The organism is Streptomyces sp. NPDC026417 (genome assembly GCF_055567695.1).
This window is the reverse complement of record NZ_JBVHPY010000005.1, coordinates 73939-99740: the sequence shown is the minus strand read 5'-3', so window position 1 is coordinate 99740 and position 25802 is coordinate 73939. Positions and strand designations below refer to the sequence as shown.

Genomic DNA, 25802 nt, shown 5'->3' with positions numbered 1-25802 from the left:
GCACGGCGAGTCCCAGCGAGCCGCGGGTCCCGCCGAGCGCCAGGTGCTCCTCCGCGATCCGCAGCGCGGCCGACTCGTCATCGGCGCCGACCACCCGCCCGGGCGCCTCCACGGCGTACGCCTTCACGAGGTGCCCCGCGGCCTCCCGGATCCCCAACGCCCTTACGGCACGGGCGTGGTGGCCGTCGGCGAGCGCGCCGAGCGCGATGACGTCCACGGCCGCCGGCGGCCCGGCGGAGCGCGCCGCGTCCGCGTCCCAGGTCTCGACGTCCACGACGGCGCCGACCGGGATCGGCCCGTAGACGTGCGGGAACTGCTCGCCGCCGGGCTCGGGGGCCTCGTGCCGCACCTCGGCGCCGAGCCGGGCGGGGTCGATCACCAGGACCACCAGCTCGTCGGGCCCGGTGTAGGAGCCGTACAGGAAGGAGGCCACCGTGGGGAGTTGGTGCCGCAGCGAGCAGTGGATGAAGCCCTCCTCCCGGAGGGTGCGGCCGCGGGTGGAGATCTCGTACGTGCCGCGGGCGCGGGCCGCGTCCCACAGGGGGCGCTCGGTGAGGTGCAACAGGGGTTCGGGCATGGCGCAACGCTACGGCTTCAGGCGCGCGGCCCGCCTGCGCAGGTAGCTCTGCTCCGGCAGGCTGAGCGTCTTGCGGGCGGCCGCTTCGTAAGCGGCCCGGGCGCCCGCCGGGTCACCGGCACGCTCCAGCAGATGCCCGCGCACCGCGTCGAGACGGTGCCCGTCCGCCGGATCCCCGCTGAGCAGGTCCAGTTCGGCCAGGCCCGCGCGCGGCCCGTGCACCATGGCCACGGCCACCGCGCGGTTGAGGCGTTCGACGGGGCCCGGGACCAGCCGGACCAGAAGGTCGTAGAGGCCGAGGATCTCGGTCCAGTCCGTCGTCCGCGACGACGACGCCTCGTCGTGCACGGCGGCGATGGCGGCACGCAACTGGTAGGGCCCCGCCGGGCCCCGTGCCAGCGCCGCCGTCACCAGGGCGACGCCTTCCTCGATCTCCGCCCGGTCCCACAGGGCGCGGTCCTGTTCGTCCAGCGGGACCAGTTCGCCGTGCGGCCCGGTCCGCGCGGCCCGCCGGGCGTCGGTGAGCAGCATCAGCGCCAGCAGGCCGGCCACCTCGCCGTGCTCGGGGAGCAGCCGGTGCACCCGGCGCGTCAACCGGATCGCCTCGCCCGCGAGTTCGGACCGCTGGAGGGCCGCCCCGGAGGTCGCCGTGTAGCCCTCGTTGAAGATGAGGTAGAGGATGTGCAGGACCGCGGGGAGCCGCTCCGCCCAGTTGTCGGGGCGGTCGAAGCGGACTCCCCGCACCTGCTGCTTCGCCCGGCTGATCCGCTGCGCCATGGTGGCCTCGGGGACGAGGTGGGCCCGGGCGATCTCCGCCGTGGTGAGTCCGCCGACGGCCCGCAGGGTGAGCGCGATCCGGGCGGGCGGAGTCAGGTCCGGGTGACAGCAGAGGAAGAGGAGTGTGAGGGTGTCGTCCTCGCTCGGCGCCCGGCCGGTCCCCGGCCCCGGCGCGGTGAACGCGTCGCGCGGGGTCAGCGCCGCCGCCTTCTCCTCGCGCAGCCGCCGGGCCTCCTCGGTGCGCAGGATGTCGGTCAGGCGGCGCGACGCCACCTTGATCAGCCAGCCGCGGGGATTGTCGGGGAGGCCGGACTCCGGCCACTGCCGGGCCGCCGCGAGCAGCGCCTCCTGGACGGCGTCCTCGGCGCTGCCGAAGTGCCCGTAGCGGCGGACGAGCGCGCCGAGGACCTGCGGCGCGTGCCGGCGCAGCAGGTCCTCGACCTCGGTCCGTCCGCTCGCCGGTCGGTTCACACGTCGCCGCCGCCGCTGTCGACGGGCCGGATCACCACCGGGTACTCGGTGACGCCCTCGGGTCCCGGGCACCGGGTGACGCGGGCGGCGATCTCGGTGACGCGGTCGAGGCTCGCGCAGTCCACGAGCCAGTAGCCGGCCATCACTTCCTTGGTCTCGCCGTACGGTCCGTCGGTGATCACCGGCTCGCCGTCCTTGCCCGCGGTGACCAGCCGGGTCCGGGCCGGCTCGACCAGTCCCTGGGCGTCGACCAGCTCACCGGACTCCGACAGGTCGTCGCTGATCGCTCCCATGTACGCGTACATGGCCTGCAGTTCCTGCTCGGTCCAGGCCGGGGACCCCTCGGAGGCCTTGCCCTGCATCGCCTCGTAGTCCGCCTGCGTGCCCTGCACCATCACCAGGTACTTCATGAGTCCGCTCCTTCTGCGTCCCGTTCGGGGCCGCCGCCCGGATGGGGGCGGCCTCTCACAGGGGACGTCGGGGCCGGGACCGGGATCTCTACACGGCGGCGCGCGGTTCTTCAGGATTTCCCGGAAACGGGCTCCTCCGGTGCCGGTCCGGGCTCCTGCTCGGACTCGGACTCGGACTCGTCGAGGTACGTCTCGCACTTGGGATTCCGGCAGGGACCGGCCACCCAGGTGGGGACCCAGGCTCCCAGGGTCTTGTGGCGCCGCACGATCGTGGCGACCGGCTGCCCGCAGGCGGAGCAGACATGTCCATCGGTGCCCATGCCTTCAGCCTAGGACGAAAGGAGGGTCAGCGCTTCCTGCTGTACGTCCGCACCAGCACCCCGTTGCCGAACGTGCGCACCTCGTCCAGGGTGAACTCGGTGATCCCGAACCCGGACCGGAACATCGGCATGCCCGAGCCCAGCACCACCGGATAGGTCTTGATCACGAGTTCGTCCACCTCGCCGAGGAGTTCCCCGGCGAGCTGCGCGCCGCCGCACAGATAGATCCCGAACTCGCCGTCCTCCGCCTTGAGCGCGCGGACCCTGCCGACGACGTCTTCCGCGACGATCTCGACGTGCGGGTCGGGTGACGTGCCGAGGCTGCGCGAGGCGACGTACTCGCGCAGGTGGGCGTAGGGGCTGGTGACGCCCAGGTCGAGCGCCAGGTCGTAGCTGGCCCGGCCCTGCACGACCGTGTCGAACCTGCGGTTCGCGAGGTCGTCGACGCCGAGCGCCCGGCGGCCGTGGGTGGGGAGGGTCTCCGGGTACTCCGCCTTCAGGAAGTCCTCCAGGAACTCCTCGTCGACGAACGGGACGAAGAACTGGGCGTCGCCGTCGGGGGCTCCGATGAAGCCGTCGATCGAGCAGGCGATGAAGTACGTGAGCTTGCGCAAGCGGGTGCCTTTCCGTAGGCGGGGTCCGTGACGGCCGCGGCGGGCGGCCTCGCCGGGCGGGGTGCCCGACTTAACCACTGCAGTTATAGTGCTTCATCTGTAGTGGTTGCAAGGGATTTCCGGAGGAACCCGTATGGCAAGGAACCCGGAGCGCAGAGCCGCCCTGGTCGACGCGGCCGTCGAGGTACTGGCCCGCGAGGGCGCGCGCGGGCTGACGTTCCGCGCGGTGGACGCCGAGGCCGCCGTCCCGACCGGCACCTCGTCGAACTACTTCACCGACCGCGACGACCTGCTGAACCAGGTCGACGCCCGCATCCACCAGCGCCTCGCACCCGACCCGGTGAAGCTGGCCGAGCTGCTGACCGGGCCGAAGGACCGGGCTCTGGTCCTGGCATTCATGCGCGACCTGATGGCCCGGGCGACCGGCGACCGCACGGGGTACCTCGCCCTTTTCGAGATGCGGCTGGAGGCCACCCGCCGTCCGGCGCTGCGCGACTCGTTCACCCGGTCGGTGCGCGCAGACCTCATGGAGGGCATGCGGTTCCACAAGGAGGCCGGGCTGCCCGGCGGCGACGAGACGGTCACGGTGCTCTACCTCGCCATGATCGGGCTGCTCCTGGAGCATCTGACGCTGCCCGGAGTGCTGGACGGCGTCCTGCCCGATGTGAGTGTCCCGGACGCCCTCGTCGAGCGGATCGTGGCGACCATCGTGCCCACGGAGTGAGGGGGCCGGCGCCCGCGGAGTGAGGGGGCCGGCGCCCGGGGGGCCGCGGTCGGGCCGGAGCCCGGGAGGCCGCGGTCGGGCCGGCGCCCCGGGGGGGGGGCCGCGGTCGGGCCGGCGCCCGGGGCCGGGTCCGACGGGCGGGGCCCTCTCCGTACCGCGTCGTCAGCTCTGCGGCTCCCGCCACATCGGCCACATGAGGGGGCCGTCCGGCAGCTCGACCGCACGGCCGCTGAAGGCGAACCCGAGCCGCTCGTACAGGGCGCGGCTGCGGGCGCTGCTCGCCTCCAGGTAGGCGGGCAGGCCCTCCCGGTCACAGCGGTCCAGCACCGGCTGCATCAGCGCGGAGCCCAGCCCCTCGCCCTGCCGCCCGGGCGCCACGGCGATCATCCACAGATACGCGTGGGCACGGTCGGCCGGGTGTGCCTCGTTCGTCAGACGGCCCACGAGTTCGACGCGTTCGTTGGCCGGATCGACGGCCTCGCGCAGCCGGGCGGCACCGTCGCCCTCGTCCGCGTGCTGCTCGCCGGCGGGCACGGACAGCCACAGCGCGCACGCCGTGCCGTCCTCGGTGACGTCCACCCGGCCCTCGGCGAGCACGATGTCGAGGAAGGCCGCCATCAGCGCGGGGTGCGTACGGCGGCGATGCTCCTCGTCCGGGAATATCCAGCCGCTCACCGGGTCGTCCCGGAACGCCTCGTCGAGCAGCCGTACGACCAGCTCCCGGTCGCCTTCGTCCGCCGTCCTGATGGCCACGCCCATGCCCCGCCCCTTTGCCTCAACAACCGCCGACCGTAAGGCGGTTCAGCCTAGAGCCCGCGTGCGCGCGGCATGGCGCGGGCCCCGCGCACCCCGGGATGCGCGGGGCCCGTCCCGGCCGGGCCCCGGGCCCGTACGGGGGTCAGGTGCCATACGGGCCCGGTGACTCCGGGGTCCTGATCGCGGGTCGGCCGCGGCGCCGCCGGGGCGGTTCCCGGTCGGTCGACTCACCGCCGGGGAGCCGGCGGCCTGTGAAGGTCGACCACGTCACCGCCGGGGGCGACCGGCAAAGGTCGACCGAATCACCGCCGGAGCGGCCCGCGGAAGGCGGTCGTTCCGAGGGCGGCCGGGGCTCTCAGGTGGTCCGCCGGGTGACGAACTCGGCCAGAGCCAGCAGTCCTCCCGCCGCCTCCGGCTCCGGCACCGCCCGGGACAGCTCCTGCATCGCCCGGGCCATCCGGTCCGCCGCCTCCTCCTGTGCCCAGTCGCGGCCCCCCGCCCGCTCGACGGCCAGTACCGTGCGCTCCAGATCCCCTTCCGTGTACGGAGCGGAGTACAGCGCGGCCAGCTCGGCCGCGGCCGGGGTGCCCGAGGTCAGCGCGGCCACCACCGGCAGCGACTTCTTGCGGGCGACGAGGTCCGCACCGGCCGGCTTGCCGGTGCGGCTCGGATCCCCCCAGATCCCGATCACGTCGTCGATCAGCTGGAACGCGAGCCCGGCCTCGCGGCCGAACGCGTCCAGTGCCTCGACGTCCTCCTCGTCCGCGCCCGCGTACAGCCCGCCCAGCGCACAGGCGCAGCCGAGCAGCGCGCCGGTCTTGGCCTCGGCCATGGCGAGGCACTCCTCCAGGGAGATCTCGGCGGGCCCGCGCCGCTCCATGGCCGTGTCGGCGTGCTGCCCCTCGCACAGTTCGATCACGCAGTCCGCGAGCCGGGCGGCGGCCGCCGAGGACGCGGGATGCGGATCCTCGGCGAGCAGCCGCAGCGCCAGCGCCTGGAGCGCGTCCCCGGCGAGGATCGCGTCCGCGTCGCCGAACACCGTCCACGCGGTGGGCCGGTGCCTGCGCGTGGTGTCCCGGTCCATGACGTCGTCGTGCAGCAGCGAGAAGTTGTGGATCAGCTCCACGGCGGCGGCCGCCCGTACCGCCGCCGTGTCCTTGCCGCCGAGCGCCCGGGCCGCGGTCAGCACGAGCGCCGGCCGGATGGCCTTGCCCGCGTTGCCCGCCGCCGGAGTGCCGTCCGCGTGTTCCCAGCCGAAGTGGTAGAGCGCGGTCCTGCGCATGGCGCCGGGCAGCGACTCGATCGCGTTGCGCAGCTCGGGGTCGACCGACGCCCGGGCGCGCTCCAGAATGCCGGCCGCCTCCTGGCCGTCGAGCGGGCCCGGCGGCTCCGTGCTCGCGGCGGGTGGAGCGGGAGGCGGCCCTTGCCTGTCGATGGGGCGGTGCCTTTCGAGGGTCTCGGTCGGACTCTGCGTCTCCGTCATCAACTCACCCATGGGATCGCCTCGGAGATTCGGCGGCCGGCGGCCGTTCCGCACTGCCACGGGGCGCGTACCCCCTGGGTGTACCCGCCCGGCGGGGCGGGGACACGGCGTCCCGTGCGCGCCGAGGTCACCGCCAGCGGCCGATCTCGACGTTCTCCAGGATGCCGAGGGCGTCGGGCACGAGTACCGCCGCCGAGTAGTAGGCGGTCACCAGGTAGGAGATGATCGCCTGGTCGTTGATGCCCATGAAGCGCACCGACAGGCTCGGCTCGATCTCGTCCGGGATGCCGGACTGCTGGAGTCCGATGACGCCCTGCTCGGCCTCGCCGGTACGCATGGCGATGATCGAGGTCGTGCGGGCGTCGCTGACGGGGATCTTGTTGCACGGGAAGATCGGGACTCCGCGCCAGGTCGGGATGCGGTTGCCCGCCATCTCCACGGTCTCCGGGACGAGTCCCCGCTTGTTGAGCTCACGGCCGATCGCGGAGATCGCGCGCGGATGGGCGAGCAGCAGCTTGGTGCCGCGCCGGCGGCTGAGCAGCTCGTCGAGGTCGTCGGGGCCGGGGACGCCGTCGTGCGGCTGGAGCCGCTGGTCGTACTCGCAGTTGTTGAGCAGTCCGAACTCGCGGTTGTTGATGAGCTCGTGCTCCTGGCGCTCCTTCAACGCCTCGACGGTCAGCCTCAGTTGCTGTTCCGTCTGGTTCATCGGCTGGTTGTACAGGTCGGCCACGCGCGAATGCAGGCGCAGCACGGTCTGGGCGATGCTCAGTTCGTACTCGCGGGGTGCGGACTCGTAGTCCACGAAGGTGCCGGGGATCTCCGGCTCTCCGGTGTGGCCGGCCGAGAGGTCGATCTCCTTCTCGCCGTACTTGTTGGTCCGCTGGGCGGGGATGGAGCGCATCTCCTGGAGGTGCCCGCTGAGCGACTCGGAGCGCTCCGCCACCTGCTCGAGGTCCGAGCGCGACAGGAAGAGCACGGTGCAGGCGGTGACGGCGCGTGCCGTGTACTCCCAGATGGCGTCCGGGTCGACGAGCGCCTGCTCCCCGAAGTACGCGCCGTCCGCCAGGTTCCCGAGGACGGCGTCGTCGCCGTACGGTCCGGTGCCGATCTTCTCCACCCTGCCGTGCGCGAGGAGGAACACCCCGTCGGCCGGACTGCCGAACTCGGTGAGGACCGCACCCGGCTCGAACTCCCGCTGCCGGCACCGGGTGGCGAGCTCGCCGAGGACCTCCTCGTCCGTGAACGTCCGCAGGATGGGCAGTTCGCCCAGCTCCGCCGGGATGACCCGCACCTGGTCCCCGGTCTTGACGAACGTCACGCGGCCGTCGCCCACCGAGTAGCTCAGGCGGCGGTTCACCCGGTACGTACCGCCCTGGACGTTCACCCACGGCAGCATGCGCAGCAGCCACCGTGAGCTGATCTCCTGCATCTGCGGTGCGGACTTGGTGGTGGTGGCCAGGTTCCGCGCGGCCGATGTGCCGAGACTCTGCTGCGGCCTGTCCTGACCTGCGCGGACCTCTTCGCCTACCGACATGAAAATTGCCCTCCCAGTCGTGCACTGATCTGCGAGGACAACCCTTCCATCACGGAACGTGTTGGTGCTATTACACGAATGAGCGGGAATGGACCTTGCTCCGGTGGGGCATACGGCGCATCGCGCGGCAGGGGAACTCTTGGATTCGGCCAACCGCCGGTGCCCGGCCGGTCCGCTCCCGCCCGGAGCGGCGCAAGGGCGGTTCCCGGGGCTCAGCGACCGCCACCGTGGCTCGCGGGGCATCGGGAAAGCGTCAGCCGAGGACGCGTTCCGGCCGAGTCGGTTCGCCGGACGGTCGACGGCGTTCAGGGCCGATCACACCTGGTCCTCACCGCCGCGCACCGCTGACCGGTTCGGCTCGCACGCTGTGCGAACGGCTGGTCCCGGCCAACCGGTTGTGGGTAAAAGCACCCGTATGAGGCGGTCGCGACGGGCGGTCGTCGCGCAGCGAAGGGGGCAGCCGTGGCCCCACCCATGTCCGCCGGGAGCCTGCTGAACCGGCTCAGGGCGGAAGGCGTGACCGTCGTCGAGGTCGGCGACTGGAGGCACCACAACCGCAACCACAAGGGCCCGTGGGGGCCCGTCCACGGCGTGATGATCCATCACACCGTGACGTCGGGCAGCGCGCGCACGGTGGACATCTGCCGCGTCGGCCACCCGGATCTGCCGGGGCCCCTGTGCCACGGGGTCATCACCAAGGACGGCGTCGTCCACCTCGTCGGATACGGACGCGCCAACCACGCGGGGCTCGGCGACGACGACGTCCTGCGTGCCGTGATCGCCGAGAAGGCCCTGCCGCCGGACAACGAGGCGAACACCGACGGCAACCGCCACTTCTACGGCTTCGAGTGCGAGAACCTCGGCGACGGCGAGGATCCCTGGCCGGAGGCGCAGCTCGACGCCATCGAACGGGTCGCGGCCGCCGTCTGCCGTCACCACGGCTGGACGGAGCGCTCCGTCGTCGGCCATCGGGAGTGGCAGCCGGGCAAGGTGGATCCGCGCGGGTTCACCATGGCGTCGATGCGCGAACGGGTCCGCGACCGGCTGAAGTGACGCCTGCGCCGGATGTCCGCGGACGGTCCGGCCCACGGGCGCCACCCCGGACACATGTCCGACAATGACGGGGTGACCAGCTCCGACCGACCCGACAGCACCGAGGCGTCCGCCCCCGCCGGGCTGCGGCCGCGGCTGCCGTCGCCTCTGCAGGAGGTCCGGGACGGGCGCTTCGAGCGGCACGGCGTACGGCTGCTGCTGAAGCGGGACGATCTGATCCACCCGGAGCTGATCGGCAACAAGTGGCGCAAGCTCGCCCCGAACCTGTCGGCCGCCGCGGGCCGCACGGTGCTCACCTTCGGCGGCGCGTACTCGAACCATCTGCGCGCGACCGCCGCGGCGGGGCGCCTCCTGGGCCTGCCCACCCGCGGGGTGGTCCGCGGCCAGGAACTGGCCGGGCGCCCCCTCAACCCCTCGCTCGCCCGGTGCGCCGCCGACGGGATGCGACTGCACTTCGTCGACAGATCGACGTACCGCCGCAAGGCCGAGCCGGAGACGCTCGCCCGGATACTGCGGGAGGCCGGCGCCCGGGACGCGTACGTCGTGCCCGAGGGAGGCAGCAACTCCCCCGCCGTACGCGGCTGCCGGCAGCTCGGGACGGAACTCGGAGACCGGGCCGACGTGGTCGCCGTCGCCTGCGGCACCGGCGGCACGCTGGCCGGCCTGACCGCGGGACTGGCCCCGGGCGTACGCGCCCTGGGCATACCGGTCCTCAAAGGCGGGTTCCTGGGCGACGACATACGGGCCCTCCAGCAGCAGGCCTTCGGCGGCCCCCGCGGCGAGTGGTCCCTGGACGACCGCTTCCACTGCGGCGGATACGCCCGCACCACCCCCGGCCTCGACCGTTTCGCGGAGGACTTCGAGCAGCGCCACGGCCTGCCCGTGGAGCGTCTCTATGTCGCCAAGATGCTGTACGGACTTGTCGCCCTCGCGGACGAGGGCGCCTTCCCGCGCGGGACGACCGTGGCCGCCGTGATCACGGGCACCCCGCTCGGCTGACCGCCGCGGGAACCTCCCCGGCACTCCTCACTGCGTCTCCCGGTAGGCGGCGGCCTCCTCCAGGTCCAGCCGCCGCAGCAGCGTCCGCAGCATCTCGTCGTCGATGTAGCGCAGGTCCCGCAGCTTCACGAAGACCTCGCGTTCGGCGCCGATCATCTCCCGGGAGAGACGGCGGTAGGTGTCGTCGTGGGTCTCCCCGGTCACCGGGTTGACCGCCCCGAGCCGCTCCCAGACGGCGTTGCGGCGCCGTTCGAGGACGGTGCGCAGCCGGTCGGCGAGCGGGCCGGGAAGGGCGTTGCGCTCGTCGGTGAGGAGGTCGTCGAGCCGCTTCTCGGCGGCCCGCGACGCCTGCGCCTGGGCGTTGGCCTCGGCGAGCGTCTCGGCCTGCTGGTCCCGTCCCGGCAGCTTCAGCACCCGGATCAGCGGGGGCAGCGTGAGCCCCTGGACGACCAGCGTCCCGATGACCGTGGTGAAGGTGAGGAAGAGGATGAGGTTGCGCTCGGGGAAGTCCTCGCCGTCGTGCAGGGTCAGCGGGATCGAGAAGGCGATGGCGAGCGAGACCACGCCGCGCATCCCGGCCCAGGCGATCACGAACGGCCCCTTCCAGGTGGGGTTCTCCTCGCGTCCCCGGATGCGCGCGGAGATCACCCGCGGCAGGAAGGTCGCCGGATACACCCACACGAACCGGGCGACGACCACCACCAGGAAGAGGGCCACGGCGTACCAGGCGGCGCTGCCCCCCTCGTACGCGCCGAGTCCCTTCAGCACGACGGGCAGCTGCAGGCCGATGAGGGCGAACACGGCCGACTCCAGGACGAAGGCGACCATCTTCCACACGGCCTCCTCCTGGAGCCGGGTGGCGAAGTCGACCTCCCAGGAGCGGTGCCCCAGATAGAGCGCGACGACCACCACGGCGAGCACTCCGGAGGCGTGCACCTGCTCGGCGACCCCGTACGCGACGAAGGGGATCAGCAGGGAGAGGGTGTTCTGGAGCAGCGCCTCCTTGAGGTGCGTGCGCAGCCAGTGCAGCGGCACCATCAGGACGAGCCCGACCACCACACCGCCGACCGCGGCCACCAGGAACTCGCGCAGCCCGCCCGCCCAGGTCGCGCCCTCCCCGACCGCGGCGGCGAGCGCCACCTTGTAGGCGGTGATCGCGGTGGCGTCGTTCACCAGGGACTCGCCCTGCAGGATCGTGGTGATCCGGGAGGGCAGCCCCACGCGGCGGGCCACCGCGGTGGCCGCGACGGCGTCCGGCGGAGCCACCACCGCGCCCAGCACCAGCGCCGCGGTGAGCGGCAGGTCCGGCACGATCAGGTAGGCGGCGTAGCCGACGACGATCGTCGCGAAGAGGACGTAGCCGACCGACAGCAGCGCGACGGGCCGCATCTGTGCCCGCAGGTCGAGGTAGGAGCTGTCCGCGGCGGCCGTGTACAGCAGCGGAGGCAGCAGCAGCGGCAGCACCACCTCGGGGTCGAGGGTGTAGTCGGGCACCCCGGGCACATACGAGATCAGGAGGCCCGCCGCGACCAGCAGGAGCGGTGCGGGCACCGGGGTGCGCCGGGCCGCCCCGGCCACCGCCGCACTGCACGCCACCAGCAACAGCAGTGGCAAAACGTCCATCGTCCTCAGCCCGCCCTCGGAATCCGCGCGGCTTCCCGCACACCCGTCGTAACCTGGCAATCATGAAACAGTGCACGCACGCCGACGCGCTGCCGCACCCCGAGCCCGCGGCCCTGAGCGACACCTGTCCGGAGTGCCTGGCCGCCGGCACGCACCCGGTACAGCTGCGCCAGTGCCTGATCTGCGGCCATGTGGGCTGCTGCGACTCCTCCCCGCTGCAGCACGCCACGCAGCATTTCAAGGAGAGCGGCCACCCGGTGATGCGTACGCTCGAAGCCGGCGAGGACTGGCGTTGGTGCTTCGTCGACCACGTACTCGTGTGACCCTGGACCCGGACGGTTCGACGGTCTGAGGCCTGGGTACGTCAACCCGGCGCGCGCTCTTCCTATTTGGGGCCGCAGACCCCTAGCCACTGTCCGTACTCATAGGCTTACTATGAGTGACAGCACGGGGGCGGGGTCCCCGGGACAAGGGACTTGGGAGCGCGATAGCGTCACCGCTGAACCACGTATCGGTCATCGCGTTACTCCGGGGGGTCACCCTCGGCCCCTGAAAGAGCTTGTACCACCTTGGAGGTGAGGGTGTCCCAGATCGCAGGCGAGCCCGCGACCCAGGACTTCGTCGAAGTCCGGCTGCCGGCTGCGGGTGCCTACCTGTCGGTGCTGCGTACGGCCACGGCCGGCCTCGCGGCGCGTTTGGACTTCACCCTCGACGAGATCGAGGACCTGCGCATCGCGGTCGACGAGGCCTGCGCCATTCTGCTGCAGCAGGCCGTCCCCGGTTCGGTTCTCAGTTGTGTCTTCCGTCTTGTCGACGACTCCCTGGAGGTCACCGTCTCGGCCCCGACCACGGACGGTCACGCCCCGTCGCGCGACACCTTCGCCTGGACCGTCCTCTCGGCCCTGGCGGGCCAGGTCGACTCCTCCGTCGCCGAGGACAAGACCGTTTCGATCAGTCTCTACAAGAAGCGCGGCGCCGGACCCGGGCCGGCGTGAGGAACGGGGACGGGCCGGTGCGGGACGAGAAGCGCGGCACACGGGAACTTCCCACCGAGGGCACCCGTGGCCCCGGCGGGCTGCGGCCCCTGGCGGACGGCGTCGACGGCATCCCCGAGCAGGCCCGGCCACATCCGGAGGACGAGTCCTCCCCGGCTGCGGCCCCGGCGTCCCAGACCGGGGTGCCGCCCGGTTCGGACGCAGCCGAGACCTTGGGGGAAGAGCCGAGAGCTCGGGGAATGGTGACGGGCGGGACTATGAGCGAGCACGAGCGAAACGCGGAGCAGAGCGTGCAGGGCGCGCAGCACGGGCCGAGCGCCCAGCACACGCGGCACGACCCCCAGGACCGCAGCGGGGCGCGCTTGATGTTCATCGAGCTGCGCAAGCTGAGCGACAGCAGCGCCGAGTACGCGGAGCTGCGCAATCAGCTGGTCCGCATGCATCTGCCGCTCGTCGAGCACCTCGCGCGCCGCTTCCGCAACCGCGGTGAGCCGCTGGACGACCTGACCCAGGTCGCCACCATCGGCCTGATCAAGTCGGTCGACCGCTTCGACCCGGAGCGCGGCGTCGAGTTCTCGACGTACGCGACCCCGACGGTCGTCGGGGAGATCAAGCGCCACTTCCGTGACAAGGGCTGGGCGGTGCGGGTGCCGCGCCGCCTGCAGGAGCTGCGCCTCGCGCTCACCACGGCGACCGCCGAGCTCTCGCAGCAGCACGGCCGCTCCCCCACGGTCCACGAGCTGGCCGAGAAGCTGGCCATCTCGGAGGAGGAGGTCCTGGAGGGTCTGGAGTCCGCCAACGCGTACTCCACGCTGTCGCTCGACGTCCCGGACACGGACGACGAGTCGCCGGCCGTCGCGGACACCCTCGGCGCGGAGGACGAGGCCCTGGAGGGCGTCGAGTACCGCGAATCCCTCAAGCCGCTGCTGGAGGACCTCCCGCCCCGGGAGAAGCGAATTCTGCTCCTCCGCTTCTTCGGCAACATGACCCAGTCGCAGATCGCGCAGGAGGTCGGCATCTCCCAGATGCACGTCTCGCGGCTGCTGGCCCGCACCCTCGCCCAGCTCCGGGAGAAGCTCCTCGTCGAGGAGTAGCCGAGAAGCGGTGGGTCAGCGGCGCCCGGCGCCGCCGGTCACTTCTCGTCCCCGGCGTGGCCCGGGCCCCGGATTCCGAGCGCGCGGGTCGTCGCGGAGTTCACGAGCAGCACCAGCGCCGTGACCGCGACGACCGCCAGGGCGATTCCGGCGGGGATGGCGATGCTGTCCGCCTGGAGCAGGTTGTAGGCCACCGGCAGCGCCATGATCTGGGTGATCACCGCGGGGCCCCGGCTCCACCCGCGGCGCAGCAGCAGCCCGCGCGCGGCGAGCAGTGGCAGCAGCGCGAGGACGATCAGCGTGACGCCTCCGGTGACGGCCTGTCGGCGGTCGTCGGTGTCGCCGGTGAAGCCCAGGACGAGGATGTAGACGCCGCCCACGAGGAGCGCGAGACCCTCCAGCGCGGCCAGCGCCGCGGCGGCGGTCAGCCGCCCGGGGCGGGGTCCGGCGGTGGAGGCGTCGACGGTGGGCTTCTGCTCAGGACTCACCCCTGAAGAGTAGCCCGCGGCCCTCTGCCGCCCCCCGGTCCGGGTGCCCGCTCGGGCGCCCCGGCGCACGCCTGCCGGGGTCCGCCCCCGGCACGCGCCGCCGTCCCGGACTCTCACCGGATCCCCACCTCGGTCTGGGGCGAGTACCACCCAGTAGGTACGCTGCATCGCATGCGTGCACTTCTCGTGGTCAATCCGGCGGCAACCACTACAAGTGCGCGCACACGCGACGTACTGATCCATGCACTGGCCAGCGAGATGAAGCTCGACGCGGTCACCACCGAGTACCGCGGGCATGCCCGGGACCTCGGCCGGCAGGCGGCGGAGAGCAAGGACATCGAGCTGGTCGTGGCCCTCGGCGGCGACGGCACGGTCAACGAGGTCGTGAACGGGCTGCTCCATCACGGCCCCGATCCGGACCGGCTCCCCCTCCTCGCGGTGGTGCCGGGCGGGTCCACCAACGTCTTCGCCCGCGCCTTGGGACTGCCGAACGACGCGGTCGAGGCGACCGGCGCCCTGCTGGACGCCCTGCGCGAGAACCGGGAACGCACGGTCGGGCTGGGCCTGGCCGCCGGCACCCCGGGCACCGAGGACGAGGCGGCACCGCCCCGCTGGTTCACCTTCTGCGCGGGACTCGGCTTCGACGCGGGAGTGGTCGGACGCGTCGAGCAGCAGCGCGAGCGGGGCCGGCGCTCCACTCACGCGCTGTATCTGCGCCAGGTGCTACGGCAGTTTCTGGACGAACCTCACCGCAGGCACGGGACGATCACACTGGAGCGCCCCGGGCACGACCCGGTGACCGATCTCGTGCTGTCCATCATCTGCAATACCTCGCCGTGGACTTTTCTCGGCAATCGTCCGGTGTACGCGTCGCCTAAGGCCTCGTTCGATACCGGGCTCGACGTACTCGGCCTCAGCCGCATGTCCACGGCCTCGGTTGCCCGGTATGCCACCCAGTTGCTCACTTCGTCCCCCGAGCGCGGCCCCCGGGGAAAGCACGCCGTGTCCCTGCACGACTTGACGGACTTCACCTTGCATTCGAAGGTGCCGCTACCCCTGCAGATGGACGGCGACCACCTGGGGCTGCGAACCAGCGTGACGTTCACAGGCGTACGCCGTGCACTGCGTGTGATTGTGTGAGTGGAAGGGGCCAAAGTCCTTTCACTCGAACGTTTAGACCAGGGTCCACCCCATGGAAGTACGGCTGTGACCTAGTCGACACCGAGGAATCAAAAAAAACTTTCCAGAAGGGGTTGTATCCGCCGCTGAGGTTTGCGAGTCTCTACGTGGCGCTCGGGGCGGCCCGCAACATCGGCCCCCACAGAGAGTCCGAACCCCTCCTCAACCCACAGGACCACGTCAGTCCGTCTGACGCTCGGCCCTTCACTTGTTGAGGGATTCGTGAAAGCGTTCACATTCACAAGCAATCTGCATGTAATACCAAGGAGAGGTAGCAGCCATGGACTGGCGTCACAACGCCGTTTGCCGCGAGGAAGACCCCGAGCTCTTCTTCCCCATCGGCAACACCGGTCCTGCGCTGCTGCAGATCGAGGAAGCCAAGGCCGTCTGCCGTCGCTGCCCGGTTATCGAGCAGTGCCTGCAGTGGGCGCTTGAGTCCGGCCAGGACTCCGGCGTCTGGGGTGGTCTCAGCGAGGACGAGCGCCGTGCCATGAAGCGCCGCGCCGCCCGCAACCGGGCCCGTCAGGCCTCCGCCTGACACCCACCCCGCGACGAGCCTGAGCTTGGCGGCGCGTACAGCGAGTACGCATCTCCCGCTATCGAGCCGCAGCGCGCAGTACCCCCGATGCGCATAGCAACGAGCTTTAGCCCCGGACCGGTTCCACGGTCCGGGGCTCACTGCTGTGCCGGCCACGCGGACCGGGGCCGTCTGCGGAACCGAGGGGCCGCGCCGGTCGCTCACGCTCCGCGCCCGGAGCCCTCGTACGCGTGTGCTCTTCGCGTAAGCGACGGGTGAAGATGCCGTACGGGCCTACTTGTTGGCCTGCACCGGCACATCCAGGATCACCTGCGTGCCGCGCTCCGGGGCCGGGACCATGTCGAAGGTGCCGCCCAACTCCCCCTCCACCAGCGTCCGTACGATCTGCAGGCCCAGATTGCCCGAGCTGTGCGGGTCGAAGCCGTCCGGGAGGCCGACGCCGTCGTCCTGCACGGTGACCAGCAGGCGGGCCTCCTTGCTGGTGCCCCCGCGGACCGCCGAGACCTCGACGGTGCCCCGGTCGCCCTCGCGGAAGCCGTGCTCCAGGGCGTTCTGGAGGATTTCGGTCAGCACCATGGACAGCGGCGTCGCGACCTCGGCGTCCAGGATCCCGAAGCGGCCGGTGCGCCGGCCGACCACCTTGCCGGGCGAGATCTCCGCGACCATCGCCAGCACCCGGTCGGCGATCTCGTCGAACTCCACCCGCTCGTCCAGGTTCTGCGAGAGCGTCTCGTGCACGATCGCAATCGATCCGACCCGGCGGACGGCTTCCTCGAGCGCTTCGCGGCCCTCCTCGGAGCCGATGCGGCGGGCCTGGAGCCGCAACAGCGCCGCCACCGTCTGCAGATTGTTCTTCACCCGGTGGTGGATCTCCCGGATGGTGGCGTCCTTGGTGATCAACTCGCGCTCGCGGCGACGCAGTTCGGTGACGTCGCGCAGGAGGACGAGCGAACCGACGCGGGTGCCCTTGGGCTTGAGCGGGATCGCGCGCAGCTGGATGACGCCGTCGGTGCTCTCGATCTCGAACTCACGGGGCGCCCAGCCGCTGGCGACCTTGGCCAGCGCCTCGTCCACCGGGCCGCGGGACGGGGCGAGTTCCGCGGTCGTCACGCCGAGGTTGTGACCCACCAGGTCGGAGGCCAGGCCCAGCCGGTGGTACGCGGACAGGGCGTTCGGGGACGCGTACTGGACGATGCCGTCCGCGTCCAGGCGGATCAGTCCGTCGCCCACCCGCGGCGAGGCGTCCATGTCGACCTGCTGGTTCGGGAACGGGAAGGAACCGGCGGCGATCATCTGGGCGAGGTCGGAGGCGCTCTGCAGATAGGTGAGCTCCAGCCGGCTGGGCGTACGCACGGTGAGGAGGTTGGTGTTGCGGGCGATCACTCCCAGTACGCGGCCCTCCCTGCGCACGGGGATGGACTCCACCCGCACCGGGACCTCCTCGCGCCACTCGGGGTCGCCCTCCCGCACGATCCGGCCCTCGTCGAGCGCGGCGTCCAGCATGGGGCGGCGGCCGCGCGGCACGAGGTGGCCGACCATGTCGTCCTGGTACGACGTCGGGCCGGTGTTGGGCCGCATCTGGGCGACCGAGACGTACCGCGTGCCGTCGCGGGTGGGGACCCACAGGACGAGGTCGGCGAAGGAGAGGTCGGAGAGCAGCTGCCACTCCGAGACCAGCAGGTGCAGCCACTCGAGGTCGGAGTCGCCGAGGGCCGTGTGCTGGCGTACGAGGTCGTTCATGGAGGGCACGTGTGCGAGCGTACCCGGCGTATACGACAGGTCCCGAAAACGCATACCCGTGCGGGCCCGCTCACGCGGCGCCCGGTGCCCCGGCCCGAGGCGCTCCGGCCCCGGAAACACCCGCGGGCCGCGGCGCCTGGGAGGGACCCTCAACCCTCCCGGCACCGCAGCCCGGAGCAACAACGGCCACGGGGTGTGCGGTCCCGATCGGCCGAAGGAGAGGAGCCGGAGCAGTCAGGGCAGAGAGCACCGGTTCCTCGGTCCGTCTTCCTGTGCGGGGAAGACGGAGGCTTCGCGTTCACATGCTGTCACGTCGGCGGCGGCATGCTCGACCCACGCATTGTGGACTAGACCATGCTCCTGCGTCCATGCGCCGCTGTCCATGCGTTGGCGGATGTTCGCCGCAGTGCCCTCGCCGCCACCCGCCGACGGTCTACACGCAGAGTAGCCCGCCCGGGTTCACCCGCGGGGCCGGATCTCAGGAGGTCGGCCAGATCGCCATGGCGAGTTCGGCCAGGGCCTCCAGCTCCGCCCGCGTCGCGCCGTCCCGGGCCTGCTGGGACATGCCCTGGATCACCGCACCGGTGTGCCGGGCCAGGGCGGCGGCGTCGGTGTCCGCGGGGAGCTCGCCGGCCGCCATGCCCGCCCTGATCCGGCTCTCGAACGCGGCGATGTTCGCGTTGCGCCGGTCCCGCAGCGACCGCTCCACCTCGGGCGACGTGCAGTTGGTGGCCGCGTGGATCACCAGGCAGCCGTGCGGGTGGCCCGGGTCGGTGTACTCCGCCGCGGCCTCGCGCAGCATGCGCTCGACGGCGCCGCGGACGGTGGGCTCCTCGGCGAGAGCGCGTTCGGTGAACGACCCGTACCTCGTCCCGTACTCCTGCACGACCTCCTCGAACAGCGACCTCTTGTCGCCGAACGCCGCGTACAGGCTCGGCGCACCGATGCCCATGACGCGGGTCAGGTCGGAGACCGAGGTGCCCTCGTAACCGTGCTCCCAGAAGGCCAGGACGGCCTTCTCCAGCGCGGTCGCACGGTCGAAGGACCGGGGGCGGCCCCGCTGCTTCCCCGGGGCTCCGCGCCCCGCCTGCGCCGTCGCCGCCGCCCCGTCCTCGGGCCCGACCCGCGGCTCGGCCTGCTGCCTGCTCACCATGGAGTGGATTTTATAGCGGGTACTAGAGAAATGTCGGCGGGTCGTTGTACGGTTTTTTTCTGTAGCGACCGCTAGATAAATGAGAAGGGGGCGCCGACATGGGTGTGCTCAGCGGCAGGACGGCACTCGTCACGGGCGGCAGCAGGGGCATCGGGCGAGGGATCGCCGAGCGGCTCGGGCGGGACGGCGCGCGGGTCGGCGTGCACTACGGCAGCAACGCCGCGGCGGCGAGGGAGACGGTGGCCGCCGTCGAGGCGGCGGGCGGGTCGGCGTTCGCCCTGGGCGTGGAGCTGGGCACACCGGGGGACGCGGAGGCCCTCTGGGCCGCCTTCGACCGGCAGGCCGAGGGCCTGGACATCCTGGTGAACAACGCGGGGATCGGCACCACCAGCCCCTTCGACCGGATGGCGGAGGCGGAGTACGACCGGATCTTCGCGGTCAACGTGAAGGCGCCGCACTTCATCACGCAGCTGGGGGCGTCGCGGCTGCGGGACGGCGGCCGGGTCGTCAACATCTCCTCGGGCCTCGCCCGTACCGCGGTGATGCCGGACCAGGTGACCTATGCGATGACGAAGGCCGCCCTGGACGTCCTCACGCGCGACCTGTCCAAGCTGCTCGGCCCCCGTGGCATCACGGTGAACACGGTCGCGCCGGGGATCATCGACACCGACCACACGTCCGACTGGCTGCGGTCGAGCGACGAGGCGTGGCGCCAGGCGGCGTCGATGTCCGCGCTGGGACGGGTCGGCACGCCGGCGGACGTCGCCGCCGTGGTGGCGTTCCTCGCCTCGGACGAGGGGCGGTGGGTGACGGGGCACTGGCTGGACGCGACAGGGGGTTCGCTCGTCTAGGAGCTCGGGGGTCCGGCGGGCGGGGCGACCGTGGCCCGCCCCCGGAGGCTCGGAAGCCGGACGCGGCACACCGGAGGGCGCGGGGAAGGCGGGGGCGCCGGGCACGGTTCGAGTGGCGGCGCCCGGACGGCGTGTACGGGTGGCGCGTTCGGCGCGACTCGGACAGGGGTACTCTGCTAGATTGGTCTATACCACATGCGTCCCCTTTCGGGTTCCAGTTGAGTCCCCTCTCCAGATCGGCAGGCCCAGCGTGGAAGTTGTCATCGTCCCGGACGCCAAGGCGGGCGGCGAGCTCATCGCCGAGGCCATGGCGGAGCTGCTCCGGCGCAAGCCCGACGCCCTGCTCGGCGTGGCCACCGGCTCGACCCCGCTGCCCATCTACGAGGCGCTCGCGGCCAAGGTGGGTTCGGGTGCCGTGGACGCCTCGCGCGCGCGGATCGCCCAGCTCGACGAGTACGTGGGGCTGCCGGCCGAGCATCCCGAGTCCTACCGGTCGGTCCTTCGGCGCGAGGTCCTGGAGCCGCTCGGTCTGGCCATGGACGCGTTCATGGGGCCGGACGGCACCGCCGAGGACGTCCAGGCCGCGTGCGAGGCGTACGACCGTGCGCTGGCCTCGGCCGGCGGGGTCGACCTCCAGCTGCTCGGGATCGGGACGGACGGGCACATCGGGTTCAACGAGCCGTGCTCCTCGCTCGCCTCACGGACCCGGATCAAGACGCTGACCGAACAGACCCGGGTCGACAACGCCCGCTTCTTCGACGGGGACATCGAGCAGGTCCCGCACCACGTCATCACCCAGGGCATCGGCACGATCCTGGAGGCACGGCACCTGGTGCTGCTCGCGACGGGTGAGGGCAAGGCCGACGCGGTCGCGGCGACGGTGGAGGGACCGGTGGCCGCGGTGTGCCCGGCATCGGCGCTCCAACTGCACCCGCATGCGACGGTCGTGGTGGACGACGCGGCGGCCTCCAAGCTGAAGCTCGCGGACTACTTCCGCCACACGTTCGCCAACAAGCCGGACTGGCAGGGCATCTGAGGCCCGGAGCGCCGGCCCGGGGCCCCTTGCGGAGGGCACGGGCCGGCGCCGCCGTAACGGGCACCCGAGCCGACGCCCGGTCCGGGGCACGGGCCGTCGCCCTTGCGGAGGGCGTTGGCCTACCGACATGCAGAAGCGCCGGACCCCTGCGACAGGGGCCCGGCGCTTCTCGCGCGTACGGGCTCGGGCATCCGGGGCCCGCGGTCACGCTCCGGCGATGACCTCCGCGGCCGCCCGGCCGCACACCCGCGCCGCCCCGTGGGTCGCGATGTGCAGGGCACCGCGGGGAACGGCCTGGGGGACGCCCATCTCGACGACGATCGTGTCGGGGCGGGCGGCGAGGAGGGCGTCGAGCGTGGCGGCCATCCACGGGTGCCGGTGCTCGTCGCGCACGACGGCGACGATCCGGCGCGGGCCCGCCGCGGTGAGGGCGGCGGCCTCCGCGTCCTCACCCGAGAAGCTGCCCGTCTCCGTGCCGGGCAGCAGCCGGGCGAGCTCCGCCGCGACGCCCCACGGGGTCTCGTCCCCGACGGCGATGTTCGCGACGGGGGTCAGCGCGGCGACGAACGGCGGCTCCGTGAGCGGGGCGTACGTGTCGGAGTGCGTCACCGTGAGCGCACGCCGGGCGGCGACCAGCCCCACCTCGGCGGCGGCGCCGGACACGCCCCCCGGGCGCCCGGTGCCGAATCCGGCGGCGTCCGCGGAATCCGCCGGAGCCGCCGGGTCCACGCTCGCCGCGGCGGCCGTCCAGCGCGCGAGCGCCCGGACCCGGGCCGCCGCGTCGGCGAGGCGTTCCTCGGGGAGCTCTCCGGTGCGGACCGCGGTGACCAGGGCGTCGCGCAGCCGGCGTACCGTCTCGTCGTCCGCCAGACCGCCGCCCACGCAGATCGCGTCGGCGCCGGAGGCGATGGCGAGGACGCTGCCCTGCTCGATGCCGTAGGTCGCGGCGATGGCCTGCATCTCCATGCCGTCGGTGACGATCAGCCCGTCGTACCCCAGTTCCTCGCGGAGGAGGCCGGTGAGGATGCGGCGGGAGAGCGTGGCGGGACGGTCGGGATCCAGCGCCGGGACCAGGATGTGCGCGCTCATCACGGCCCGGGTGCCCGCGGCGATCGCGGCCCGGAACGGGACGAGTTCACGCGCCTGGAGCACCGACAGGTCGGCGTCGATCCGGGGCAGCGCGTGGTGCGAGTCGACGGCGGTGTCGCCGTGGCCCGGGAAGTGCTTCGTGCAGGCCGCCACCCCCGCGGCCTGGAGGCCGGTGACGTACGCGGCGGTGTGCCGGGCCACCAGGTCGGTGTCGGCGCCGAAGGACCGCACGCCGATGACCGGGTTGTCGGGGTTGGAGTTCACGTCGGCGGACGGGGCCCAGTTGAGGTTGACGCCGCAGGCGGCCAGGCGGTGGCCGAGGGCGAGGGCCACCTCCCGCGTCAGCTCGACGTCGTCCACCGCGCCCAGGGCGTGGTTCCCGGGGTAGGAGGACCCGGTCCGCACCTCCAGCCGGGTGACGTCGCCGCCCTCCTCGTCGATCGCGACGAGCACGTCGTCGCATTCGGCGCGCAACTGGGCGGTGAGGGCGGAGAGTTGTCCGGGTGAGGTGATGTTGCGGCCGAACAGGCCGACCGACGTGAGGCCTTCACCGAGCCGCCGGAGCAGCCAGTCGGGCGCGCTGGTCCCGGTGAAGCCGGGCTGGAGCACGGCGAGTGCGTCCCGCGTGAGCGTGTCGGTACCACTGGCGAGTGTCGTCATCGGGTGGCGTTATCCCTTCACGGCGCCCGCGGTCAGCCCCGCGGCCATCTTGCGCTGGACGATGAGGAAGAGAACGACGATCGGCACGGCCATCATCGTGGAACCGGCCATCATCGGGGCGTACTCGGTGCCGTGCTTGGTGGTGAAGTTGCCGAGCCAGACCGTGGCGGTCTGGTTCTTCTGGCTCATGAGCATCAAGGCGTAGAGGTACTCGTTCCAGGCCTGGATGAAGCCGTAGACCGAGGTGGCGACCATGCCGGGCGCCAGCAGCGGGAAGACCACGCGGATGAAGGCGCTCGTGCGGGAGCAGCCGTCGACCATGGCGGCCTCCTCCAGCTCCTTCGGGATGTTGACGATGAAGCCGCGCAGCGTCCACACCGTGAAGGGCAGGATGAAGGTCAGATAGGTGATGATCAGGCCGGTGAGCTTGTCGTACTGGCCGAGGTCGTTCAGCAGCAGGAAGACCGGGATGATCATGGCGACGAGCGGGACCATCTGGACCGCCAGGATGCCGACGATCACGATCTTGCGGCCGCGGAAGGCGAACCGGGAGATGGCGAGCGCGGCCAGCATGCCGACCACGATGCCGATCAGGACCACCGCGAGCGAGACGATCAGGCTGCGGCCCACCGGGCCCCAGAAGTCGGCGATGTCGAGCGCCCGGCGGAAGTTGTCGAGCGTGAGCGCGGTGGGCAGCAGGCTCGGGTCCGGGTCGATGGCGTCCTTCGCCGGCTTGAACGCCGTGTTCAGCATCCAGTAGACGGGGAAGCCCGCGGTGACGAAGACGAACAGGCCGAGGAGGTTCCAGCCGAGCCTGGACCGGCGCGGCCGGGTGGCGGCGGGGGCCGGGGCCGTCTTGCGGGGCCGGGCGGCGGGAGCGGTGGTCGTGGTCACTCGACCTCTCCGATCTTGAGCATCTGGCGCATGTAGACGGCGACCACACCGAGCAGCAGGAGCACGGTGAGCAGGGCGATCGCCGATCCCTGCGCGTAGTCGTTGACCACGAACGCGCGGTCGTACGAGTACGTGGTGAGCAGCTGGAACTCGGCCTCGGGATGACCGCCGCGCATCACGAAGACCTGCGGGAAGACGCCCATGTCCCAGATGACGGAGAGCGTCGTCAGCATCACGATGATCGGCTTGAGGATCGGCAGGGTGACGTAACGGAAGACGCCCCACGCGCCCGCGCCGTCGAGCCGCGCCGCCTCCTCCAGTTCCTTGGGCACCTGGGTGAGTCCGGCGCTGAGCGTGATGACGACGAACGGCACCGCGCCCCACACCACGAGCAGCATGATCACGGCCAGGCCCTGGGGGCCGCTGGCGAACCAGTTGTGGCCGATCATGTCGACGCCGGGGAGCCTGCTGAGCACCGCGTTGAAGACGCCGTAGTCGGAGTCGAAGAGCCACTTGAAGACGGTGGTGGCCACGATGATGGGCATGCCCCAGCTGGCCACCAGCGCGATGTTGATGAGCGTCTTCACCCAGCCCGACACCCGCTGCAGGAGCAGCGCGATCAGCATGCCGATGACCATCGTGAAGACGACGGAACCGCCGGCGAACACGATCGTGCGCACGACCACGGCCCAGAACTCACCGTCTCCGAGCACCTTGGTGAAGTTGTCGAAGCCGACCGACTCGGCGGGCTTGAAGCCCCACAGCTGGGACTGCCCGAACTCCTGGAAGGACAGGGTGACCAGGCGGACGAGCGGGTAGCCGAGGACCAGCGCGAGGATCAGCAGACAGGGGGCGAGCAGCGCCCAGGGTGCGGCCGTCCCCTCGGAGGTCCGCTTACGGCGTGGTCGTTCCGCGGGTGCGGGTGGTGGTGGCGACTGCCGCGTCGGCGGCACTTTGGCAGTGGTCGTATCAGCGGCACTCATCCGCGCGCTCCTCAGCGGTCCCTCGGGTCGTACGGGCGGCAGGCCCCGTCCCCGACCGGGTCGTACAGGTCGTACGGGAGGCGCGCCCCGTCCCTCTCCGGCTCACGGGCGTACGGGGAGCAGGCCCCGCCTCCCGGCAGGGTCGTACGGAAGGCAGGGCCCCGCCGACAACGGGGCCCTGCCTGACGGTCACTTGTTGTTGATGACCTTGTCGATCGCGGCGTCCGCGTCCTTCGCGGCGTCCTCGACCGACTTCTTGCCGGTGCCGATGTTCTGCAGCATGGTCTGCAGGACCTGGGCCTTCTCGACCTGGCCCCAGCCGGGCGCCATCGGGACGAACCAGTTGCTCTCGGCCGCGGTGGCCGGGACCGCCGTCTTCGGGTCGCTCTTCAGCGTCGCGAGGTCGGTCTTGTTGTTCGGCAGGTTGCCCTTGCCGATCAGGCCCTTCTGGCCCTCGGCGCCGGTGAGTGCGTTGATCCACTCGGCGGCGAGCTCCTGGGCGTCGGACTTCACCGGGACGGCGAGGTCGGAACCGCCGAGGAAGACCGGGAGGTTCTTGCCGGACGGGCCGGGGACCACGAAGTTCTCGAGGTTGCCCTTGAGCTTGCCGGTCTTGTCGTTCTTCGGGTCCTCGGAGGTCGCGCCCTCCCAGGCGGCACCGAAGATCATGCCGGACTTGCCCTGGCCGTACACGATGTAGCGGTCCGACTCGTCCTTGGTCTTGTCGCCGTGCATGTACTTGTCGACGACCGACTTGAAGGCCTTGAGTCCCTTGACCGACTCGGGCGAGGAGAGGTTGCCCTTCCACTGACCGCCCGACTCGACGGCGATGGAGCCGCCGGCGTCGTAGACGAAGGACATCGCGGCGTACCAGTCACGGGTCGGCTGGTACCAGGCGCTGAACTTGTCGCCCTGCTTCTTCTGGATCTTGTCCAGGTCGGCGGTGAGCTCCTTGTACGTCTTCGGCGTGGACTTGACGCCGGAGGCGGCGGCGATGTCCTTGCGCCAGTTGCCGACGCGGCCACCGGCGTAGTACGGCACGCCGTAGGTCTTGCCGTCGTACGTGACGGAGGCCTTGAGGCCGTCCAGCCACTGGTCCGCGTTGTCGAACTTCGACGCGTCGACGGGAGCGAAGGCGCCCTTGACCATGTAGCCGAGCATCTCGGTGTTGCCCATCTCGACCACGTCGGGGGCCTTGTCGGTGGCGAGCACCGCGTCGAGCTTGGCGTTCTTGTCCGGCCAGCCGTAGTACTCGTGGTTGATCTTGACGCCGGGGTGCTTCTTCTTCACCGCCGCGTCGGCGGCCTTGACCAGCTCGGGCCAGTTGTTCTGCGCGTCCACCGTCAGCCAGACGGTGAGTTCCTTGGCCTCCGCGCCGCCCTTGCCGCCCCCGGAGTCCTTGTCACTGTCCCCGCACGCCGCGATGGAAACCATCATGCCCGCGATACCGATCGCGGCTATCAGCTTGCGCTTCACGCCACCCTCCTCAGGGATGCCATAAACCCCCCTGCCCACCGCGGTGACCTGTGACGAGTACTGCCCGTGGGGCCGGGACCTGGACCAATGGTGTAGACCAGTACCGGGAGCTTGGCCTAGACCTAGAGGGGTGTCAAGGGTGAGGAAGACCCTTCAGGTGAGCGTTACGGGACCGACATATGCAGGGACCTTTCATTGCGCAAGTGACAGAACGGACAGGGGTGTTCCGGCGGCACGAACAGGGCACGTCGCGGGGCATGAGAGGCACCCGTCCGGCGCGATGGA

General features: G+C 71.6%; 25 protein-coding genes and 1 pseudogene. 10 read left to right on the top strand and 16 right to left on the bottom strand.

Annotated features, from left to right (window positions below; genetic code table 11):
- Positions 1-256: 256 nt before the first annotated feature.
- From ACZ4NT_RS10025 to ACZ4NT_RS10005, 5 genes and pseudogenes are all read right to left on the bottom strand, one after another.
- Positions 257-577: pseudogene (locus ACZ4NT_RS10025) on the bottom strand (DUF952 domain-containing protein); the annotation flags it as partial.
- Positions 578-586: 9 nt separating this feature from the next.
- Positions 587-1825, bottom strand: a complete 1239-nt coding sequence (locus tag ACZ4NT_RS10020; protein ID WP_467724597.1) for an RNA polymerase sigma factor — start codon at positions 1823-1825, stop codon at positions 587-589.
- Entirely contained in the window at positions 1822-2235 is a 414-nt protein-coding gene (locus tag ACZ4NT_RS10015; RefSeq protein WP_121405917.1) for a YciI family protein, read from the bottom strand. Before ACZ4NT_RS10015 ends, ACZ4NT_RS10020 begins: the two co-directional genes overlap by 4 nt.
- A 110-nt stretch (positions 2236-2345) precedes the next feature.
- A complete protein-coding gene (locus tag ACZ4NT_RS10010; RefSeq protein WP_467724595.1) occupies positions 2346-2555 on the bottom strand; it encodes a hypothetical protein in 210 nt (69 codons plus the stop codon).
- Positions 2556-2581: 26 nt separating this feature from the next.
- Positions 2582-3169 carry a dihydrofolate reductase family protein gene (locus ACZ4NT_RS10005; protein WP_467724594.1) on the bottom strand — a complete coding sequence of 196 codons (588 nt, stop codon included), beginning with the start codon at positions 3167-3169 and terminating at the stop codon, positions 2582-2584.
- 133 nt (positions 3170-3302) lie between these two features.
- On the opposite strand from ACZ4NT_RS10005, the gene ACZ4NT_RS10000 reads away from it, so the two are divergent.
- Positions 3303-3893 (top strand): TetR/AcrR family transcriptional regulator, encoded by a 591-nt coding sequence (locus tag ACZ4NT_RS10000; RefSeq protein WP_467724592.1) that lies wholly within the window; start codon positions 3303-3305, stop codon positions 3891-3893.
- A gap of 162 nt (positions 3894-4055) precedes the next feature.
- On the opposite strand, the gene ACZ4NT_RS09995 is transcribed toward ACZ4NT_RS10000, so the two are convergent.
- From ACZ4NT_RS09995 to ACZ4NT_RS09985, 3 genes are all read right to left on the bottom strand, one after another.
- Positions 4056-4652 carry a GNAT family N-acetyltransferase gene (locus ACZ4NT_RS09995; protein WP_467724590.1) on the bottom strand — a complete coding sequence of 199 codons (597 nt, stop codon included), beginning with the start codon at positions 4650-4652 and terminating at the stop codon, positions 4056-4058.
- Positions 4653-5004: 352 nt separating this feature from the next.
- Positions 5005-6144 (bottom strand): family 2 encapsulin nanocompartment cargo protein polyprenyl transferase, encoded by a 1140-nt coding sequence (locus ACZ4NT_RS09990; RefSeq protein WP_467724588.1) that lies wholly within the window; start codon positions 6142-6144, stop codon positions 5005-5007.
- Between the two features lie 115 nt (positions 6145-6259).
- Complete coding sequence (locus tag ACZ4NT_RS09985) at positions 6260-7666, bottom strand: family 2B encapsulin nanocompartment shell protein (protein ID WP_121405911.1); 1407 nt, start codon at positions 7664-7666, stop codon at positions 6260-6262.
- Between the two features lie 462 nt (positions 7667-8128).
- On the opposite strand from ACZ4NT_RS09985, the gene ACZ4NT_RS09980 reads away from it, so the two are divergent.
- Positions 8129-8719: a peptidoglycan recognition protein family protein gene (locus ACZ4NT_RS09980; RefSeq protein WP_183117002.1), complete on the top strand. Its 591-nt coding sequence runs from the start codon at positions 8129-8131 to the stop codon at positions 8717-8719.
- Between the two features lie 54 nt (positions 8720-8773).
- Complete coding sequence (locus ACZ4NT_RS09975; protein ID WP_467724585.1) at positions 8774-9718, top strand: 1-aminocyclopropane-1-carboxylate deaminase/D-cysteine desulfhydrase; 945 nt, start codon at positions 8774-8776, stop codon at positions 9716-9718.
- Between the two features lie 27 nt (positions 9719-9745).
- Here ACZ4NT_RS09975 and ACZ4NT_RS09970 read toward each other — a convergent pair whose 3' ends face one another.
- Entirely contained in the window at positions 9746-11341 is a 1596-nt protein-coding gene (locus tag ACZ4NT_RS09970) for a Na+/H+ antiporter (RefSeq protein WP_121405908.1), read from the bottom strand.
- Positions 11342-11403: 62 nt separating this feature from the next.
- Here ACZ4NT_RS09970 and ACZ4NT_RS09965 point away from each other — a divergent pair, with 62 nt between their 5' ends.
- The 3 genes from ACZ4NT_RS09965 to ACZ4NT_RS09955 all read left to right on the top strand — a co-directional run bounded on the left by ACZ4NT_RS09965 (position 11404) and on the right by ACZ4NT_RS09955 (position 13430).
- Positions 11404-11664: a UBP-type zinc finger domain-containing protein gene (locus tag ACZ4NT_RS09965; RefSeq protein WP_121405907.1), complete on the top strand. Its 261-nt coding sequence runs from the start codon at positions 11404-11406 to the stop codon at positions 11662-11664.
- 258 nt (positions 11665-11922) lie between these two features.
- Entirely contained in the window at positions 11923-12336 is a 414-nt protein-coding gene (locus tag ACZ4NT_RS09960) for an ATP-binding protein (protein ID WP_121405906.1), read from the top strand.
- On the top strand, positions 12333-13430 hold the full coding sequence (locus tag ACZ4NT_RS09955) for an RNA polymerase sigma factor SigF (RefSeq protein ID WP_121405905.1): 1098 nt from the start codon (positions 12333-12335) through the stop codon (positions 13428-13430). Before ACZ4NT_RS09960 ends, ACZ4NT_RS09955 begins: the two co-directional genes overlap by 4 nt.
- Positions 13431-13468: 38 nt before the next feature.
- Here the strand turns inward: ACZ4NT_RS09955 and ACZ4NT_RS09950 are convergent, their stop codons facing one another.
- A complete protein-coding gene (locus ACZ4NT_RS09950) occupies positions 13469-13918 on the bottom strand; it encodes a hypothetical protein (RefSeq protein ID WP_121405904.1) in 450 nt (149 codons plus the stop codon).
- A gap of 171 nt (positions 13919-14089) precedes the next feature.
- Between ACZ4NT_RS09950 and ACZ4NT_RS09945 the strand changes: the two genes are divergently transcribed.
- Positions 14090-15058, top strand: coding sequence for a diacylglycerol kinase family protein (locus ACZ4NT_RS09945; protein ID WP_121405903.1), 969 nt, complete (start codon positions 14090-14092; stop codon positions 15056-15058).
- A gap of 319 nt (positions 15059-15377) precedes the next feature.
- Positions 15378-15635 (top strand): WhiB family transcriptional regulator, encoded by a 258-nt coding sequence (locus ACZ4NT_RS09940; protein ID WP_003992873.1) that lies wholly within the window; start codon positions 15378-15380, stop codon positions 15633-15635.
- A gap of 273 nt (positions 15636-15908) precedes the next feature.
- Here ACZ4NT_RS09940 and ACZ4NT_RS09935 read toward each other — a convergent pair whose 3' ends face one another.
- Positions 15909-17375 carry a PAS domain-containing sensor histidine kinase gene (locus tag ACZ4NT_RS09935; protein ID WP_121406431.1) on the bottom strand — a complete coding sequence of 489 codons (1467 nt, stop codon included), beginning with the start codon at positions 17373-17375 and terminating at the stop codon, positions 15909-15911.
- A gap of 478 nt (positions 17376-17853) precedes the next feature.
- Positions 17854-18528, bottom strand: a complete 675-nt coding sequence (locus tag ACZ4NT_RS09930) for a TetR/AcrR family transcriptional regulator (RefSeq protein WP_467724581.1) — start codon at positions 18526-18528, stop codon at positions 17854-17856.
- A 98-nt stretch (positions 18529-18626) separates the two neighbouring features.
- Between ACZ4NT_RS09930 and ACZ4NT_RS09925 the strand changes: the two genes are divergently transcribed.
- The gene (locus tag ACZ4NT_RS09925) at positions 18627-19379 is read left to right on the top strand and encodes an SDR family oxidoreductase (RefSeq protein WP_467724579.1); all 753 of its coding nucleotides are present in this window, start codon (positions 18627-18629) and stop codon (positions 19377-19379) included.
- Positions 19380-19629: 250 nt separating this feature from the next.
- Positions 19630-20415, top strand: coding sequence for a glucosamine-6-phosphate deaminase (nagB, locus tag ACZ4NT_RS09920; protein WP_121405900.1), 786 nt, complete (start codon positions 19630-19632; stop codon positions 20413-20415).
- 204 nt (positions 20416-20619) lie between these two features.
- Here nagB and ACZ4NT_RS09915 read toward each other — a convergent pair whose 3' ends face one another.
- From ACZ4NT_RS09915 to ACZ4NT_RS09900, 4 genes are all read right to left on the bottom strand, one after another.
- Positions 20620-22164, bottom strand: coding sequence for a glycoside hydrolase family 3 protein (locus ACZ4NT_RS09915; protein WP_467724577.1), 1545 nt, complete (start codon positions 22162-22164; stop codon positions 20620-20622).
- Between the two features lie 9 nt (positions 22165-22173).
- Entirely contained in the window at positions 22174-22956 is a 783-nt protein-coding gene (locus ACZ4NT_RS09910; RefSeq protein WP_121406430.1) for a carbohydrate ABC transporter permease, read from the bottom strand.
- 98 nt (positions 22957-23054) lie between these two features.
- The gene (locus ACZ4NT_RS09905) at positions 23055-24041 is read right to left on the bottom strand and encodes a carbohydrate ABC transporter permease (protein WP_121405898.1); all 987 of its coding nucleotides are present in this window, start codon (positions 24039-24041) and stop codon (positions 23055-23057) included.
- Positions 24042-24230: 189 nt separating this feature from the next.
- Positions 24231-25517 carry an extracellular solute-binding protein gene (locus tag ACZ4NT_RS09900; RefSeq protein ID WP_121405897.1) on the bottom strand — a complete coding sequence of 429 codons (1287 nt, stop codon included), beginning with the start codon at positions 25515-25517 and terminating at the stop codon, positions 24231-24233.
- Positions 25518-25802: the final 285 nt, after the last annotated feature.